Annotated in this window: 16 protein-coding genes; 3 read left to right on the forward strand and 13 right to left on the reverse strand. The window is 64.5% G+C overall.

From position 1 onward, the window contains the following. Window positions 1-76: 76 nt before the first annotated feature. The 3 genes from ACZ6ZD_RS21985 to ACZ6ZD_RS21995 all read right to left on the reverse strand — a co-directional run bounded on the left by ACZ6ZD_RS21985 (window position 77) and on the right by ACZ6ZD_RS21995 (window position 2,275). Window positions 77-541 (reverse strand): hypothetical protein, encoded by a 465-nt coding sequence (locus ACZ6ZD_RS21985; protein ID WP_465674888.1) that lies wholly within the window; start codon window positions 539-541, stop codon window positions 77-79. After that, window positions 538-1,917 (reverse strand): DUF4331 domain-containing protein, encoded by a 1,380-nt coding sequence (locus tag ACZ6ZD_RS21990; RefSeq protein WP_465674890.1) that lies wholly within the window; start codon window positions 1,915-1,917, stop codon window positions 538-540. Before ACZ6ZD_RS21990 ends, ACZ6ZD_RS21985 begins: the two co-directional genes overlap by 4 nt. 85 nt (window positions 1,918-2,002) lie before the next feature. After that, entirely contained in the window at window positions 2,003-2,275 is a 273-nt protein-coding gene (locus ACZ6ZD_RS21995; protein ID WP_465674892.1) for a twin-arginine translocation signal domain-containing protein, read from the reverse strand. Window positions 2,276-2,567: 292 nt separating this feature from the next. On the opposite strand from ACZ6ZD_RS21995, the gene ACZ6ZD_RS22000 reads away from it, so the two are divergent. Then, window positions 2,568-2,768 carry a hypothetical protein gene (locus ACZ6ZD_RS22000; protein WP_465674894.1) on the forward strand — a complete coding sequence of 67 codons (201 nt, stop codon included), beginning with the start codon at window positions 2,568-2,570 and terminating at the stop codon, window positions 2,766-2,768. 134 nt (window positions 2,769-2,902) lie between these two features. On the opposite strand, the gene ACZ6ZD_RS22005 is transcribed toward ACZ6ZD_RS22000, so the two are convergent. From ACZ6ZD_RS22005 to ACZ6ZD_RS22045, 9 genes are all read right to left on the reverse strand, one after another. After that, on the reverse strand, window positions 2,903-3,616 hold the full coding sequence (locus tag ACZ6ZD_RS22005) for an N-acetylmannosamine-6-phosphate 2-epimerase (RefSeq protein ID WP_465674896.1): 714 nt from the start codon (window positions 3,614-3,616) through the stop codon (window positions 2,903-2,905). Then, on the reverse strand, window positions 3,613-4,506 hold the full coding sequence (locus ACZ6ZD_RS22010; RefSeq protein WP_465674898.1) for an ROK family protein: 894 nt from the start codon (window positions 4,504-4,506) through the stop codon (window positions 3,613-3,615). The genes ACZ6ZD_RS22005 and ACZ6ZD_RS22010 overlap by 4 nt, the downstream gene beginning before the upstream one ends. A 61-nt stretch (window positions 4,507-4,567) precedes the next feature. Further along, window positions 4,568-5,392: a carbohydrate ABC transporter permease gene (locus ACZ6ZD_RS22015; protein WP_465674900.1), complete on the reverse strand. Its 825-nt coding sequence runs from the start codon at window positions 5,390-5,392 to the stop codon at window positions 4,568-4,570. Further along, window positions 5,389-6,264, reverse strand: coding sequence for a carbohydrate ABC transporter permease (locus tag ACZ6ZD_RS22020; RefSeq protein WP_465674902.1), 876 nt, complete (start codon window positions 6,262-6,264; stop codon window positions 5,389-5,391). The genes ACZ6ZD_RS22015 and ACZ6ZD_RS22020 overlap by 4 nt, the downstream gene beginning before the upstream one ends. 64 nt (window positions 6,265-6,328) lie before the next feature. Continuing rightward, window positions 6,329-7,507 (reverse strand): extracellular solute-binding protein, encoded by a 1,179-nt coding sequence (locus ACZ6ZD_RS22025; protein WP_465674904.1) that lies wholly within the window; start codon window positions 7,505-7,507, stop codon window positions 6,329-6,331. Between the two features lie 225 nt (window positions 7,508-7,732). After that, complete coding sequence (locus ACZ6ZD_RS22030; protein WP_465674906.1) at window positions 7,733-8,731, reverse strand: Gfo/Idh/MocA family protein; 999 nt, start codon at window positions 8,729-8,731, stop codon at window positions 7,733-7,735. A gap of 37 nt (window positions 8,732-8,768) precedes the next feature. Then, window positions 8,769-9,593 (reverse strand): carbohydrate ABC transporter permease, encoded by an 825-nt coding sequence (locus ACZ6ZD_RS22035; protein WP_465674908.1) that lies wholly within the window; start codon window positions 9,591-9,593, stop codon window positions 8,769-8,771. Beyond that, entirely contained in the window at window positions 9,590-10,453 is an 864-nt protein-coding gene (locus ACZ6ZD_RS22040) for a carbohydrate ABC transporter permease (protein WP_465674910.1), read from the reverse strand. Before ACZ6ZD_RS22040 ends, ACZ6ZD_RS22035 begins: the two co-directional genes overlap by 4 nt. A 48-nt stretch (window positions 10,454-10,501) precedes the next feature. Continuing rightward, window positions 10,502-11,773 (reverse strand): ABC transporter substrate-binding protein, encoded by a 1,272-nt coding sequence (locus ACZ6ZD_RS22045; protein WP_465674912.1) that lies wholly within the window; start codon window positions 11,771-11,773, stop codon window positions 10,502-10,504. A gap of 206 nt (window positions 11,774-11,979) precedes the next feature. Between ACZ6ZD_RS22045 and ACZ6ZD_RS22050 the strand changes: the two genes are divergently transcribed. Continuing rightward, window positions 11,980-12,666 carry a GntR family transcriptional regulator gene (locus ACZ6ZD_RS22050; protein ID WP_465674914.1) on the forward strand — a complete coding sequence of 229 codons (687 nt, stop codon included), beginning with the start codon at window positions 11,980-11,982 and terminating at the stop codon, window positions 12,664-12,666. Between the two features lie 2 nt (window positions 12,667-12,668). Here the strand turns inward: ACZ6ZD_RS22050 and ACZ6ZD_RS22055 are convergent, their stop codons facing one another. Further along, entirely contained in the window at window positions 12,669-12,869 is a 201-nt protein-coding gene (locus ACZ6ZD_RS22055; RefSeq protein ID WP_465674916.1) for a hypothetical protein, read from the reverse strand. Between the two features lie 450 nt (window positions 12,870-13,319). On the opposite strand from ACZ6ZD_RS22055, the gene ACZ6ZD_RS22060 reads away from it, so the two are divergent. Beyond that, window positions 13,320-14,402 (forward strand): alpha-L-fucosidase, encoded by a 1,083-nt coding sequence (locus tag ACZ6ZD_RS22060; protein WP_465674918.1) that lies wholly within the window; start codon window positions 13,320-13,322, stop codon window positions 14,400-14,402. Window positions 14,403-14,854: the final 452 nt, after the last annotated feature.

The raw sequence follows: 14,854 nt of genomic DNA on the forward strand, positions 1-14,854 counted from the left end.
CCGTCCTCGTCCGGACGGTCGAGTGAAGGTCATTGGATTGCCTTACTCGACCGTCCGCTTCGTGGGTGTGGGTTGCCTACGGCTGGGGCCATTCGGCCTCAGTGACGCGCCCGCTGACGACGTCGAGCGTCAGCTGGACCGGGCCGTCCGGCATCAGATACAGCTCGTAGCGGCCTTCGGGGACGTCGAAGAACACCGCCGAGTTGATCTGCCGGCCTTCCGGCGAAGTCCGTGCCACGACCGCCACGTGCGGGAACGCTGCCCCGTGGCCATGACCGTGACCGTGCCCATGGCCATGACCATGCGCGTGATGGTGTTCATGCACGTGGTTGTGGTCGGTGCCGACTGGTTCTTCGGCGGTCCAGCCGGCCGGGCGGCGCTCGATCTCGGCGTCTTCCAGGTCGGCCGGCATCGTGACGACGATGGCGCCGACGCCGTCGCCGATGTCGAGCAGGACCGAGGAGCCTTTGCCCGCATGCGGGTTCTCCTCGGCGTTGGTGAGGCGCCTGGCCGCTGCCGGCTCGGCTGATTGCCGGGTCATGAGACGGCCGGAATGCCCGGCGTGGAGGAATATCCGCCTGCGGGCGTGCCGAGGTAGGGGAACGTCTTGAGGTAGTCGGAGTTGGTGTTCGACGTGCCGTCCTTGACCGCGGAAGCGGCGGCGTCGGGTGTGTAGGCCGAATCGATGAGCGGGATCGTGAGGCCGGCGACGGCCCGGACCTCGACGGTAACCACATCGTCAAAGACCCGGCGGCCGTTGGGGAAACCGGCGGCGTCGCCGGCGACCAGCCCCAGTGGGTTCGGCGTCTTGGCCGGCGGGACGGCGACGTTGAGCCGCAGCATGTCGGCCTGGACCGGGCCGGTGTAGTTCTGGAAGCCCGGTACAACGCCCTTCGGGATACCGGTCAGCAGGATCGCGGCCAGGTCGGCACGCGGCTTCTTGTACGCGGCCAGGTTCGGGAACACGCCCGGGTAGAGGACAGGGAGCAACCCGGCGAGCTCCGGCTTGGTCACGTACTGCGCGAACCGCTTGTCCTCGTGCGGCGGCCGGCTGTTCCACTTGTCCTTCTCGGCCATCGGCACGATGACCTCGTTGAACAGCGGGTTGCCGAGCCGAGAGACCTGCTTGTACGAGCCGTGCCAGATCGGGATACCGAGCAGGTCGTCGAAGAGCTTCGACGACTGCCGACTCGCGGAGGCGTACACCCCGATGACGGACTTGGCGTCCATCACGTCTCTGGGCGTCTTGCCATCGCGGGTGAGGTCACTGATCGGGACCTGGATCGCGATCGTGTGCACGTTCGAGCCCTGCAGACCGTTCACGCCCATCGCCGCGGCCGACGGGATCAGGTGCGCGGCCTGGAACGGACGCAGCGTCCCGAGGTCGAAGATCGAGCCGAGGTCGGCGAAGAAGCCGTCCGCGCGCTGCCCGGCGAACACCTTGCGGTTCGGGCCGAACGTATGGATCGCCTCCCCGGCCAGCTTGGCGTAGTTCGGCGTACTGCGGACACCGACGTTCACCGGCGGCGCGGCCAGGTCGCGGGCCAGAATCCGGGAGCGGCCGTTCTCGACCCGGGTGACCGAGTAGAACTGCGGCCGATTCCAGGTCGGGTCCTTGATCGAGGAGATCGGCCCGGTGTTGTACAGGAACGTCTTCTTGTTCCGGATCTCGGCACGGAACCGGAACTGGTAGGAGATGTCGGCCTTGCCGTCACCACCGTTGGAGATGTGGATCTGGTAGAGCACGTCGTCGCCGAACTCGTAGAAGTTCGGGCCGCCGTACGGGTTCTGGAACGGGATGAAGTTGGCGATCAGCGTGACGGTGTCCGGCTTGTCCGGGGACACGAACGCGTACACGTCGGTGTTGTCGGCGACCGGGTCCTTCGAGATCTCCGGTGCTTCGCGGTGCGAAGACATGAAAGTTCCTCCAGCTAATGCAGTCGAGGGTCGAGCTCACAACGACACAGGCCGCCGGAAGGCGGTCCTGCCGAGAACCGAATGGTCAGACGGCCGTCACACCAGCCAGACGGGCGGCGAGATCGCGGTCGGTGATCAGCACCTCGCGCTCCCCGACCATGATTGCCATCTCGCCCTTCTGCACGTCCTTGACGTGCACCACGAACGACTCGGCACCCACCAGATCTACCGCCTCCAGCTGGGTTGCCGCGTCGACGGACTGATCGCCAAACATCTTCGGCACCGCGACCGCACCGACCGCGGCCGCGGTTCCGGCCCCCGCAAAGACCAGGAAACCGCGACGTGTTGCGTCACTCATAACCGTTCCTTCCCACTGTCCGGGATCGTGTGGGCGCCCCGCCCGCAGCCGGAGCGCGCTCCTGCACAAATGCGAAACAGTCGCATCTGTTGTGACCTGGATCACAACCACACCTGACTGGCATTCGGAACCGAACAGGTGCCGGATAGGTACGAGATCCGCGGCTTCGCGAGCGCGGTACACCGAACTGTCGCTGCGAGCGTGGTCGCCGGCTGTCTTCTCGCTCTCGTCCGCCCCCTCGGCACCGTTGTCGTCGGCCGGTGCGCCGCGTGGTCCGTCGTACCCGCGGCTCTTGCTGTTCTCGTCGGAGCGACGTCACGAGCTCGTAGACCTGATCTACTACGCCGAGAACGAAGATGACGCAAGGATCAAGATCGCTGCGTTACTCGACGTTGACGGCATAGCGGCCGGCGCCATCCTTGACCAATCCCTCCGTCAGATGCTGCCCGGCGGCCGCGCATATATTCAGCAGCTGCTCACCCAAGCGGACTGACCGAGGTCAGAGCCACACCAGCCACGGACTACAGATCCAACTCGAAGAACACACGGGACATTGGACTCACGGACGGGGGCAGCCAATGCGGCCGTTGGGTTCAACGTCCGCGACTTCGGCGGCAGTCGTAGGCGTTAGTGGGGGTCCTCTGACCGCGGGGAGGCCTGTGCCAATTGGTCGGCGAAGGATCGGGTGATGCTGGTCGGGTGGGTTATTGCGGTCCCGACGGCGACCGCGTAGGCGCCGGCGTTGAGGCAGGCGAGAGCGTCGTCGGGATCGCGGATCCGGCCCTCGGCGATGACCGGGACGGCGACACGTGCGACAAGTTGATCCAGTAGGTCGAGATCGGGCCCAAGGGTCAGTGGGCGTTCACCGGTGTAGCCGGACAGTGTGGTCCCGACGCAGTCGGCACCAGCAGCCACACTGTGAAGGGCGTCCTCAAGGCTGCCGCAGTCCGCCATCACCAGGGCACCCACCGCATGGACAGCGGCGACAGTTGTGGCGAGCGACCGCCCGTCAGGCCGGTCGCGGCGGGTGCCGTCAACGGCGACGATATCCGCGCCGGCTGCAGCACAGTCCACGGCATCGGCGACGGTCGGCGTGATGAAGACTCCGTCCGACCCGCGTTTGACCAGTCCGATCAAGCAGACGTCGACGAGTGGGCGGATGACCTTGAGGTCTTCGACGCCCTGGGCCCTGATACCTCCGGCGCCGCCCTCGACGACAGCTTGCGCGACAGCGGCCATTATGGTTGGCGACCGCAACGGCTCTCCGGGATAGGCCTGGCAAGACACGACAAGTCGGCCTCTGATCGAGGCGAGTCGCGACCGGTCGGTAGGCGCGATCATGCGCTCGTCCTCCTCATGACGTAGTGGGCTGCGCCGCGCATCGCCGTCTCGGCGCCGGCGTTCGAGATCTCGAGTCGCGTCATCGAGACAGAGGGAATCAGGTGGCTCTGATACGACGCCCGGACAGCCGACTCCCACGGTTCGCCGGCGTCCGCCACACTTCCGGCAATGACGACCAGTCCGGGATCGATGGCGTTCACCAGTCCACCGGCGGCCGCACCGAGCGCCTTGCCACCGGTGACCAGCGCTGCATGAGCCACCTGGTCCGCAGGTCGGCCGATCAGCTCGCGCGCGGTCGTTACTGCCGGATCACCACCGTGGGCGTGATACCAGGCGAGGATCCCGTATCCGCTGGCGACAGCCTCGAGATGACCGGTGCGGCCGCAGGGGCACGGGAGGTCAGCCGCCTCGACTGAAACCAAGTGACCGAAGTGCCCGCCGGCATGATGGACGCCGAGGACCGGGTCGCCCCCGAGGATCAGGCTTCCGCCGATACCCGTGCCTGCGACGAGGGCGATCAGGCCGGTCGCCCTGAACTCGAGCGACAGGCCAAGGCCGAAGGCGTTCCCGTCGCCGAGGACCCAGCTCGGCAGGTCGAGTCGGTCGGATATCAGGGCAGCCAGGCGCGTACCGCCCCAGCCCGGGATGCTGCTGGTCGCGGAGATCACGGTTCCGGTCGCGGTGTCGACCACTCCAGCTGTCGAGACGGCGACGACGACGTCCTCGGGCTCTCGAAGAGAGGTGAGCAACGCGACGGTCGCATCGACGACGTCGGATGCTCCTTGCCGGGCCGGAGTGGGTCGGTGACAGACGTCGGCACAGCGAGCGCCGTCCTGGTCGAAGCGGGTCGCAGCGATCTTGGTTCCGCCGATGTCGGCGACGAGGATCATCGTGTCGCCCCCGACGATCGGACGCGCGGCTGTGCGTCGCAAGCGTTGACATAGCACATGATCATCCCTTCACCGCTCCCGCCGACAACCCACTGACCAAGTACCGCTGCGCGAAGATCGCGAACAGCACCGGCGGCAGTGTGGACAAAACCGTGGTCGCCGAGATGTCACCCCAGCGGATACCTGTGCTGGTGACGAAGTTCGCGGCGCCGAGCGTGATCGGCGTCGCGTTCGATGACGACAAGATGAGCGCGAACAGGTAGTCGTTCCACGAGAAGATGAAGACCAGCACCGCCACCGCGACCACCGATGGGGCAAGGATCGGCAGCAGCACCGCATAGAGGATGCGGTACGTGCTCGCGCCGTCGACCTTGGCTGCCTCTTCGACCTCGATCGGAACATCGCGGAATCCTGCTGCCAGCAAGATGATTGCCAGTGGCAAGTTGAGGAAGGTGTTGGCCAAGATCAGGCCTGGCACTGTGTCCAGCAGGCCGAGGTTCGACATCAGCAGGAAGTAGGGAACGGCGAAGAAGATGGCCGGAAGCAATCGCAATCCACTGGAGGCGTTCATGATGAAACGGCCACCGAAGCCGAGCCGGGTCGCGGCGTAGGTGCTCGGGATCGCGATCAGCAGGACGAGCGCCACGGCGCCGAGCGCGATGAGACCCGAATTGAGGAAGAAGCGCGGGAAATCGTAACCCGCCGCGCCCATGGCATTCGCGTAGTGGTCAGCCGTGGGGCTGTCGATGACGACGGCGCCGCGGGAGATGTCGCCATCGGATCTGATGCTGACGAACAGCGTGTTGAACCACGGGATGTTCACGCCGACAGCGATCAGTCCCACTGCGATCGTCGTCCCCCACAGACGTTTCCTCCGGCCGTTCATCGACGTGCTCCCCCGGGGTCGGCGATCCGCTTGACGAAGACCGGAACGAACGGGAGCAAGACGATCATGACAATCGTCGAAGCGGCCGCCGCGACGCCGAACTGCCCCGATTCGAACGCGGTCTTGTAGATGTAGATGCTCATCGTGGTCGTCTTCGTCCCCGGCCCGCCGGCCGTGAGCACGTAGATCACGTCGAACGTTCGCACCGCATCGATGAGCCGGAGAAACACCGCCGCGAAGATGATCGGCTTCATGATCGGGACGACGATCGAGCGTAGGGTCCGCAAGGGCCCGGCGCCATCGACCTGCGCCGCCTCCAAGACCTCGGTCGGGAAGGATTGCAAACCGGCGTACATGATGAGAAAGACGAACGGCGTCCACTGGAGCAGGTCCAGCAGGGCCAGGAGCGGGATCACCGTGCCCGGCGCGAACAGCGAGATGTCCAGTCCCACGCTGTGCAGGATCGCGGGAACCAGCCCGATGTCGCCGTTGAGCAGCAGCCGGAACATGACTCCCAACAGCGCAGGGGCGATCATGATCGGCATCAGCAGCATGGTGAAGAGGACTCTCTTGCCGGGGAACTCGCGGTTGACCAGCAGCGCGAGGCCGAACCCCAGGACCGTCTCGACGGCGGTGACCGCCACGGCGAAGATCACGGTGAATCGGGCTGCGGCGCGGAACCCGGGATCGGCCAGCACGGTGGCAAAGTTGTCGAATCCGGTGAACAGGGCCACCGGGCTCTGCAGCGACAGCCCGTAGAAGCCCGTCTGGATCCCCTGGTAGACCGGGTACGCCACGAAGATCAGGGTGAAGATGATGAGCGGAGAACCCAGAACCCACCTTGGCACGCGCGCCGCGGGTGATGTACTCATGTCGTTCCTCTGGAAGTGGTCGTGAATCGTTCGGGTTCGGCGCCGAACTGCGTTGATCCGACGGTCAGCCGAGAAGCTTCTGCAGAGCCGCGTTGGCCGTCTTCAACGCAGTGGTGGCGTCCCCTTCTCCGACCCATGCACTGCTGAGGGATTCGGCGAGCTTGCTGTACGCCTCGAAGGTGCCCGGGAACACCGGAACCGAGTAGCCGTACTTGTCGATCGATTCCGCGATCTTGCCGAACGCCGGGTTGATCGAGGTGTTCGCCTCGAGGACGGCGGGCATCGCCGGAATGCCACCGGCTTTGGCGTAATCGGTCATCGCCTCCGGCGTCGCCAGGTAGGAGAGCACCTTGGTCGCCGCAGCCTTGTTCTCCGAGTACTTGTTCAGCGCCACAGCAAGTGCGTGGACATGAGTCTTGTGACCTGGCACGGGTGCGATGGCGATCTTTCCGGCCACCAGAGGTGACTTCGCCTTGTCGTCGAGTTCGGCGAATCCGGCCGACCACTGGACTGCGAAGGCGGTCTTGCCGGCTTTCAACGCAGCCTGCGTTTCAGGGAACTCGGCCTGTGAGCTGTCCTTGGAGGTCCAGCCGTTCTGGTAGATCGTGCTGTACACCCGGACCGCCTCGGCGGCCGCCGGCGTGTCCAGGTTGGCTTTGCCGTCCGCCGTGGTCCAGGACCCGCCTTGGCCCCACAGGACGTTGTCCCAGATCATGGTGTTGTAGAGCAGATTCTTGGCCTGCAGGACCGTGCCGTACTGGGTCGGCGACGCCGAGTTCGCGGACTTGCTGAACCAGGCCGACATGGCGATGTAATCGTCCCAGTCCCAGTCGTCGGCGGGCTTGGGGCTACGTTTCTCACCGATCGCTTTCTGCGCGACCGCCTCGTAGGCCGGCCACAAGTCCCGAGAGCCGAGAAGGGCGTCGATCAGATCCTTGCGGTACAGCAGGAAGTGGTTCGACACGTCCAACGGGAGCGCGTACTGCTTGTCCTGGTACTTCAGTCCGTCGACCGCCACCGGGAAGTAGTTGCCGGCGTCGACCGCGGTCAGCGGTTCCAGCGAGTTCGCGAACTGGCCCACGTTGTAGCTGGCAACAAAGTAGATGTCTTGCTGGCTCGACTTCGCCGCCATCAGAGTTGCCTCTTTGGAGAAGGTGTCCTGGCGCGACAACAGAGTCATCTCGACCTTGATGTCGTCTTTGGCTCCCTGGCCGGCGTTGTAGGCCTCGATCACCTTGCCCATGGCGTCACCTTCTGGGCCGGGCCACAACACCATCTTCACTGTGCCGTTGCCACTCCCCTGCCCACCGCCGACGTCGTCTCCGCTCGATCCGGTGCTTGGCGCACATCCGACCAGCGCTATCCCTGTGGCGAGGGCAATGAACGAACTTGTAGCTCGGGTTCTCATCTTCAGCTCCAACCAGGTATCAAATTCTTGCGTGCACGAATGATCAGGCCGCGTGCCGGCTCACAGCTGGCGGACAGCGGTGATCCGCTGGTTCCGGACGGACGTCTCGATCGCATCGACCACCATCACCGACTGCGCGGCCTCGCGCATCGTGATGGGCAGCGGCGCGCCGTCCAGGCAGCACTGCACGAAGGAGGCGAGCTCTTCCCGCAGCGGCCCTTGGGCCCGGCCGTACATCGGGGCTCCCGCAGGCATCGGGAGTGCGAACTGACCGGAAGCGATGTGAATACCACTGTCGTAGGAGTCGATGGACAGCTCACCGAGCGTGCCGACCAACCTGAACCGCGCGTCCAGATCGGTGGGGTTGTTCTCGGGCAGGGCCCAGGCGGCCTCGAGTTGGATCAGTGCGCCGGACTCGAACTCCAGGGTGGCCATGATCGCCGCCGCCTGCCGGCCGGACGCATCGCGGATCCGGCTTTCCCGCGCCTGGACGTTCACCACGTTGGCCGCTGCGATCCACTGGAGGGCGTCGATGTCATGAACTCCGAGGAAGTATCCGACACTCACCCTCCCGCCGGCCCGGGCGGCGACCGACACTTTGTTGTTTCGCCTGAGATAGCCGTGCACGAGCTGTCCGACTTCGCCTCTGCTCACGAGTTGACGAGCGTGGTGGTAGCGCGGCTCGAAGCGGAGGGTGTGCCCCGGCATCGCCACCAGCGGGGAACCTTCGGCGAGGGCCATGAGCGCCTCTGCCTGCTCCGGCAACGTCGCAATCGGCTTCTCGAGCAGCAGGTGTCGACCTGCCTCGATGACCTTCTTGGCGTCCTCGAAGTGGACATGGTCCGGGGTGCAGAGACTGACGGCGTGGATGCTGTCATCGGCAAGGACCTCGTCGAGTGAGTCCATGAGTTTCGCGCCGGGCCAACATCTGACGTCATCGGGTTTCGCGGCGGGATCGACGACCGCGGTGAGGGAGACGCCGGGCAGCGTGCTGTAGATGTCGCAGTGCTCCCGGCCGATGGCGCCGAGCCCGGCGACGGCCACGTTGAGGCTGGTCATGGGATGTGATGCTCCTGGTGAGTATTGGGGACGGCGATCACTTGACGCCGCCGAATGTCAGGCCGCGAGCCATGTACTTGCGAGTCAGCAGAGCGAACGCGACGATCGGCAAAGTGCCGATGACGCCCGCGGCGGTGAGGTTCGACCAGTTGGTCCCGACGAAGCTGAGGAAGCCCGATACGCGAACAGGCACCGTCTGGGTCTCTCCGTTGGTCAGGATCAGCGCGTAGAGAAACTCGTTCCAGGACTGGATCAGTGCCAGGACGAGAGTGGCGAAGACCGGGCCGACGAGGTTCGGGATCACACAGCGACCGAGGATCCGCCACTCCCCGATCCCGTCGACCAGACCGGCCTCACGAATCTCGCGGGGGAAGCCGACCAGAAAGGAGCGGAAGATCAGGAATGCGAGGAGCACTGCGTAGAAGGCGTGAATCAGCGTGATCCCGACGATGCTCTGCGACAGATGGATCGCGTAGAATGTCCGGAACATCGGCGTCAGACCGAGGATCGGGGGAAGTGTGGTCAGCAACAGCACGAGCAGCGTAACCCGGTCGGCTGCCCTCGACTCGGTCGGCCAGACCTGTGTGACCAGGTAGGCCAACGGCACACCGCAGATCACCCCCGCGATGCTGCTCGCGGTTGCGACCGTCGCGCTGACCAGCATCGCCTGTGACATACCACCTTCCTGCCAGGCGCTCAGATAGTTCTCCCACTGCGGAGTGAAGAACCACACCGGTTCCGGACTGAAAGCCTGCACATCCGATTTGAGCGAGGTACTGATCAGCCACAGGATCGGGGCTAGGCACCAGGCAAGGAAGAGGTAGACGAGCACTGGGCGAATCGCCCCTCGTACGGGGTTCACAACCGTCGTCCCCGAAGTTGTCCCGGTCGGCCGCCGACCATCAGCCGGCGGGCGAACGGGAAGATCAGCAGGACCAGGGCGATCGACGTGACCAGTCCGAGTGCTGACGAGTAGCCGATGTCGAACGTCTCGAAGCCGACCCGGTAGATATAGTTGCTAATGGCAAGTGTCGACGTTCCAGGGCCGCCCTTGGTCATCGTCTGGGTCAGTGCGAAGGTCTTGACCGCATCAATCGTGCGGAGCAGAACCACGATCGAGAGCACTGGGCCAAGTAGCGGGAGCGTAATGTTCTGAAGAAGCCGCCATCCCGTGGCGCCGTCGAGCTGCGCGGCCTCGAACGGCTCCGGAGGCAGCGACTCCAGACCGGCCAGCACGATGATCACGACGTACGGCGTGTTCTGCCAGACGTCGACCAGAATGACCGCGGCCAGCGCCGTTGACGGATCAGCCAGGAACGCATGGTCGGAGCCCAGGCCGACTAGCCCGAGTAGATAGTTGGCCGTGCCGGCCGTCGGATCCATCAGCAGGCGCCAGGTCAGCCCGGCAACCACCGGAGTGAGCACCATCGGGATAAGGACCAGTGATCTGACGATCCCCTTGCCCCAGAAGTGCTTCCACATCAGCAATGCCACGCCGACGCCCAGAACCGTCTCACACACCACCGCGGTGACGACATAGAGCACGGTGACCTTGATCGAGGCACGCAGTGCCGGATCAGTGATGGCGTGCCGGAAGTTGTCACCACCTGTGAAGGCCTTGCTCGAGCCGGGCTCCAGCAGGCTCTCACCGTGCAGCGCGATCCACAGGCCGCCCAAGGCGACCACGAGAACGAACGGGACGAGCAGCAGCGCGGCCGGCAAAGCCAACGTCAACCGCTGAAGTCGGCGGACGAACACGGGACTGTCTCCCTAGCCGGCTTTGACGCCGTCGAGACTCTTCGCCGCGGCGTCGAGTACAACTTTGGCTTCGGACTGGCCGGACAACACCGATGAGAGCGCCTGTCCGGTCTCGACGATGATCTTGTTGCTGTCCTTGCCGCTGGGCAGGTAGTTCACGTTGCCGGTCGAAACCTGCGCGAGCACGGCCTTCTGAAACGTGCCGTACCTCGCCGCGTAGGCCTCACCCTTGAGAACCTTGTCCAGGGTCACCCCGACGGACTCGACAGTCTTGACGGCGTTCGACTGGACCGCCTCTCCGGTGGCCCACGACATGAACTTGTAGGTCGCCTCCGGATTCTTGCTGAACTTGGACAGGTACAGCGCGTGCACGTTCAGGGAGTTGCTGGTGTTGGACGCCGGAGCAGGAATCGTGCCGGCCGCGTAAGGAACCGGGGCATAACCGACCTTGCCTGCGACGATCGAACTCTTGGGGTCTTCGTTGAAGGGGCCATTTGCGGTTGCATCGATGGTCATTGCGGCCTTGCCTTGGGTGAACGCGATGCGATTCTGCTCCCAGTCGAAGTTCGCCGCGCCCTTCGGACCGTAGTTGCGCAGCAGCCTGGCCCAAAACTCCGTCGCCCTGACCGACTCCGGCGAGTTGATGGCGATCTTGCCCGAGGCATCGAAGAAGTTGCCACCAAAGGAGCGCAGCAGGCCGGCCCACGGATACACGCTCTGGATCCCCGGCGCACCGCGCATCGTGATCCCGGCAATCTGCCCGTTCGTCCCCTCCGAGATCTTCTTTGCCGCAGCCTCGAGCTGCTCCGTCGTCTGCGGTATCTGCTTGATGCCGTGCGTCTGGAACAGATCCTTGCGAAACATGAGGAACGTGCTCTCGCCGTACACCGGAAGACCGAAGACGGCGCCATCGGACGACGTCATCGGCTTGACGTACGGCTGGTAGAAGGCGTCGAGCGTCCCGTACCGCGCATCCTGTCCGGCGAAGCGCTTGAGGTCGACGACATAGCCCGAGGCGAAGTAGCCGCTGCCAAAAACGTTGTCGGTGAAGACGGCGTCGTAGTACGAGGACTGTTGTGCGAAGTTCTGCAGAATCTTGGCTGACATATCGCTGTACGGCACCGTCTCGACGGTGACCTCGACACCGGTCTCTTTCTCGAACTGAGGCAGCATCGACTTGATGTTGTCCGTGTAGGAGATGTCCTCCATCAGAACGCGGACCTTCGTGCCGCCGCCATCAGGCCCGTCGCCGTCGCCACCGGAGCACCCCGCGGCAGCAAGCACTCCGACGACTGCAGCCGCCGTGACCGCCGCAAGCCACCGAACCCTTCTTCCACGCATGACGACCTCCGAAGTCAATATCCCTAGGGTGTTCGGATTACCCTAGGGTTGCTAGACCGTAGCAGAGCCCAGCTGGCCAAGCCAAGAGGCTCAGGGCCCTCGATTGCACTAGGGTTGGACTCCGGAGTTCGACTGAGGGGACAGCGCCAGTGGCACACAAGTACGAAGAGATCCTGCAAAGCCTGTCCGGGCAGATCGCCACACTCGAGGCGGGGACGCGGATCGCCACTGAGAAGGAGCTCGCAGCCGAGTTCGGCGCGTCGACCATGACCGTGCGACGCGCGTTGCAAATCCTGATCCAGAACGGCCAACTACGCGGAGTTCCGGGGCGGGGCACGTTCGTCGCGCACCCGCGGGTCACCAAGATGATGGGCAGCACCGCATCGTTCACCGACGCGATGCGCACCTCGGGCCGCCGGCCGAGCAGCCTGCTCGTGGAAGCCGCCCTGCGACGGGCCACCGCCGAGGAGATCCAGCGGTTCGATGCTCACGAGCGCGCGCAGGTCTACTCGGTCAAGCGAGTGCGGCTGGGAGATGGCGTGCCGATGGGATTCGAGGTCACAACTCTCTACGCACCGCTGTTCCCAGGGCTGCTCGCGGCGAATCTCGAGAATTCGCTCTACGACACGCTCACCACGCAGTACGGCATCACCATCGTGCGGACCGGCATCGTAGTCTCGACCCGCCTCCCACGCCCCGACGAGGCCACGCACCTCAACATCGAACCGACGGCGCCCTGCCTACAGACGATCGTCACCTCCGAAACCGGCGACGGCGAACCATTCGAGCACACCGTGTCCATCTTCCGCGGCGACCTGTACGAGATCTCTCTCTGACCTCAAAGTCGAGCACCACGGCCGGCCGGAAGACGGCGCGACCACGCGGCCTGCACAGCCCAGCCGACCAGACTGAGCACAGCCACGGCCACCAACAGCCCCATCGGCGAGAAGAACATCGACGTTCCCGTCACCCCCTTGCCGTCGACCACCGGGACAACATCCACTAGGCGCGGAATGCGGAGGTCGCCTGCGGTGCTCATTCCCCAACCGAGTAGAGCAACGATCCCAGCTGCTACCAGCGCAACGGCGACCAGGATGGGCTTGTCAAGTTTCCTCAACTTCAATCCCTCCTCGCAACAATTCACCAAGGTGATGTCGAGCGATGCTACTCGTCGGAGCCTCGCAATCCACTCCGGACGAGCGCTTACGCTCGTTCACGCCATGTCTCCATTGCGCCAATTCCAGATAATCAAGCACTTGTCTTGACACACAAATCAGGACGATCACACAATCTGAGAACGGGGATGGGGTACCTGGGCGGCACCCTGTTTGACCTGATTCATACCGGCACCTCACACCGGGCGTCAGGCATCCGTTCGGTCGGCGGCCCGTAAATCCCCTACGCGGCCGTCGACCCATTCCCATGCGACCCGCCCGGTCTTGCCTGTCCGGGTTCCACACATGGACAGCAAAGGTCTAACGTATTATGTTTGCGCCACCATTCCGCCTCATGGAGAAAGATAGAAGGTGGCCAGATGCATCTCAGGTATCGCGCACGCCCAATCACCGCCCTGCTCGGGGCGATCCTGGTTGCCGGCGCACTCAGCGCACCGACGCAGACAGCAACAGCGGCTGACATCGACCAGCATCGCGCGGCTGTAGCCCCTGCTCCGGGTGTGGTCGCCGGATCGCCGGCCGCGGCGCGAGCACACATTCGGAACAATCCCCGCGGCATGATGATGCATTACGGCATGGGCACCATGACCGGGCAAGGGTGGGCGACGCCCGGGACGCCGGTCTCACGTTTCAATCCGTCGAGGGTCGATCCGGCGCAATGGGCCCGAACCGCGAAAGCGTTCGGCGCGACCTTCGCCGTGCTGACAGCCAAGCATCACGACGGGTTCGCGCTGTGGGACACCGCGGCCAACAACTACGACGTCGCCGCCAGCCCGTACCGGCGCGACATCATCAAACAGTACGTCGACGCCTTCCGGGCCGAAGGAATCAAAGTCGGCTTCTACTTCTCTATCTGGGACCGCACCAACGCCCCACTCGACCCCCCGACCCCGGACCGCACCCAAGAGTTCCGCAAACGGGCCCGCGACCTGATCGCCGTACAACTCCGCGAACTACTGACCCAGTACGGCCAGATCGACACGATCTGGCTGGACGGCTGGTTCATGCGAACCGGCCGCGACCTGGGCGCCACCTACGAACAGATCCCCTACGGCCCAGTCCGTGACGTCATCATGTCGGTTTCACCGAACACGATCATCGTCAACAACGACAAGGACTACAGCCTCGAAACCACGGAGATCGTCACTTACGAGAACAACGTGGCGTTCCCCGAAGCCGGCTTGACCTACCCCACGCAGTTCACCGGCGGCAACGGGGCCGGCTGGTTCCGGAGCACCACCCGCCGAGACAGCAAGCCGGCGTCGGAACTGATTGCCGAGCGCAACATTTTGCGCCAGCGCGGTTACCAATGGCTGCTCAACGTCCCGCCAGGCCGCAGCGGCATCATCGAGCAGAAGTACGTCGACCCCCTGATCGAGGTCAACGCGACCCCCTGACCGGAGCCGGAGCGCCGCAGGCCGCGGCGCTCCGCCCCTGTCAGGGGATGACGTGTCGACATAAAAGGACCGCCGCGCTGCTGGGTTCGGACAGCGGGATGTTGCCGAGCAGGAACTCGCCGACCAATGGTGCCAGCAGCAACAAGACCAGCGCGGGATAACGTCGCAAGAGACTAATAACGCCCCCTTCCTGGTCGCCGCGTCGAACAGGGCAACCAACTCGTCGGCGTAGGCAGCGACGTCGACGAGTTGGTGGGTGTAGATCTGCTGCTGGGCTCCATCCAGCACCGAGCGCAACGCAACGGCCATCACCCGGGGATCGAAGTCACGAAGCTCGCCGGTCGCCTGACCCGCCCGGAAGATCCCGGCCACCTCCTCGTACTCCGGCTCGTGAACCGCGGCACCCAGCACCAGCTTGCCGTCGGCATCACGAAAGTTGCTCCAGATCTCCT

It is taken from the genome of Kribbella sp. NPDC104218, from assembly GCF_055584105.1.

Coding starts and splice junctions, on each gene's coding strand:
- ACZ6ZD_RS21985 (WP_465674888.1), bottom strand. CDS start 541: ATGACCCGGCAATCAGCCGAGCCGGCAGCGGCCAGGCGCCTCACCAAC.
- ACZ6ZD_RS21990 (WP_465674890.1), bottom strand. CDS start 1,917: ATGTCTTCGCACCGCGAAGCACCGGAGATCTCGAAGGACCCGGTCGCC.
- ACZ6ZD_RS21995 (WP_465674892.1), bottom strand. CDS start 2,275: ATGAGTGACGCAACACGTCGCGGTTTCCTGGTCTTTGCGGGGGCCGGA.
- ACZ6ZD_RS22005 (WP_465674896.1), bottom strand. CDS start 3,616: ATGATCGCGCCTACCGACCGGTCGCGACTCGCCTCGATCAGAGGCCGA.
- ACZ6ZD_RS22010 (WP_465674898.1), bottom strand. CDS start 4,506: ATGATCCTCGTCGCCGACATCGGCGGAACCAAGATCGCTGCGACCCGC.
- ACZ6ZD_RS22015 (WP_465674900.1), bottom strand. CDS start 5,392: ATGAACGGCCGGAGGAAACGTCTGTGGGGGACGACGATCGCAGTGGGA.
- ACZ6ZD_RS22020 (WP_465674902.1), bottom strand. CDS start 6,264: ATGAGTACATCACCCGCGGCGCGCGTGCCAAGGTGGGTTCTGGGTTCT.
- ACZ6ZD_RS22025 (WP_465674904.1), bottom strand. CDS start 7,507: ATGGGCAAGGTGATCGAGGCCTACAACGCCGGCCAGGGAGCCAAAGAC.
- ACZ6ZD_RS22030 (WP_465674906.1), bottom strand. CDS start 8,731: ATGACCAGCCTCAACGTGGCCGTCGCCGGGCTCGGCGCCATCGGCCGG.
- ACZ6ZD_RS22055 (WP_465674916.1), bottom strand. CDS start 12,869: ATGAGCACCGCAGGCGACCTCCGCATTCCGCGCCTAGTGGATGTTGTC.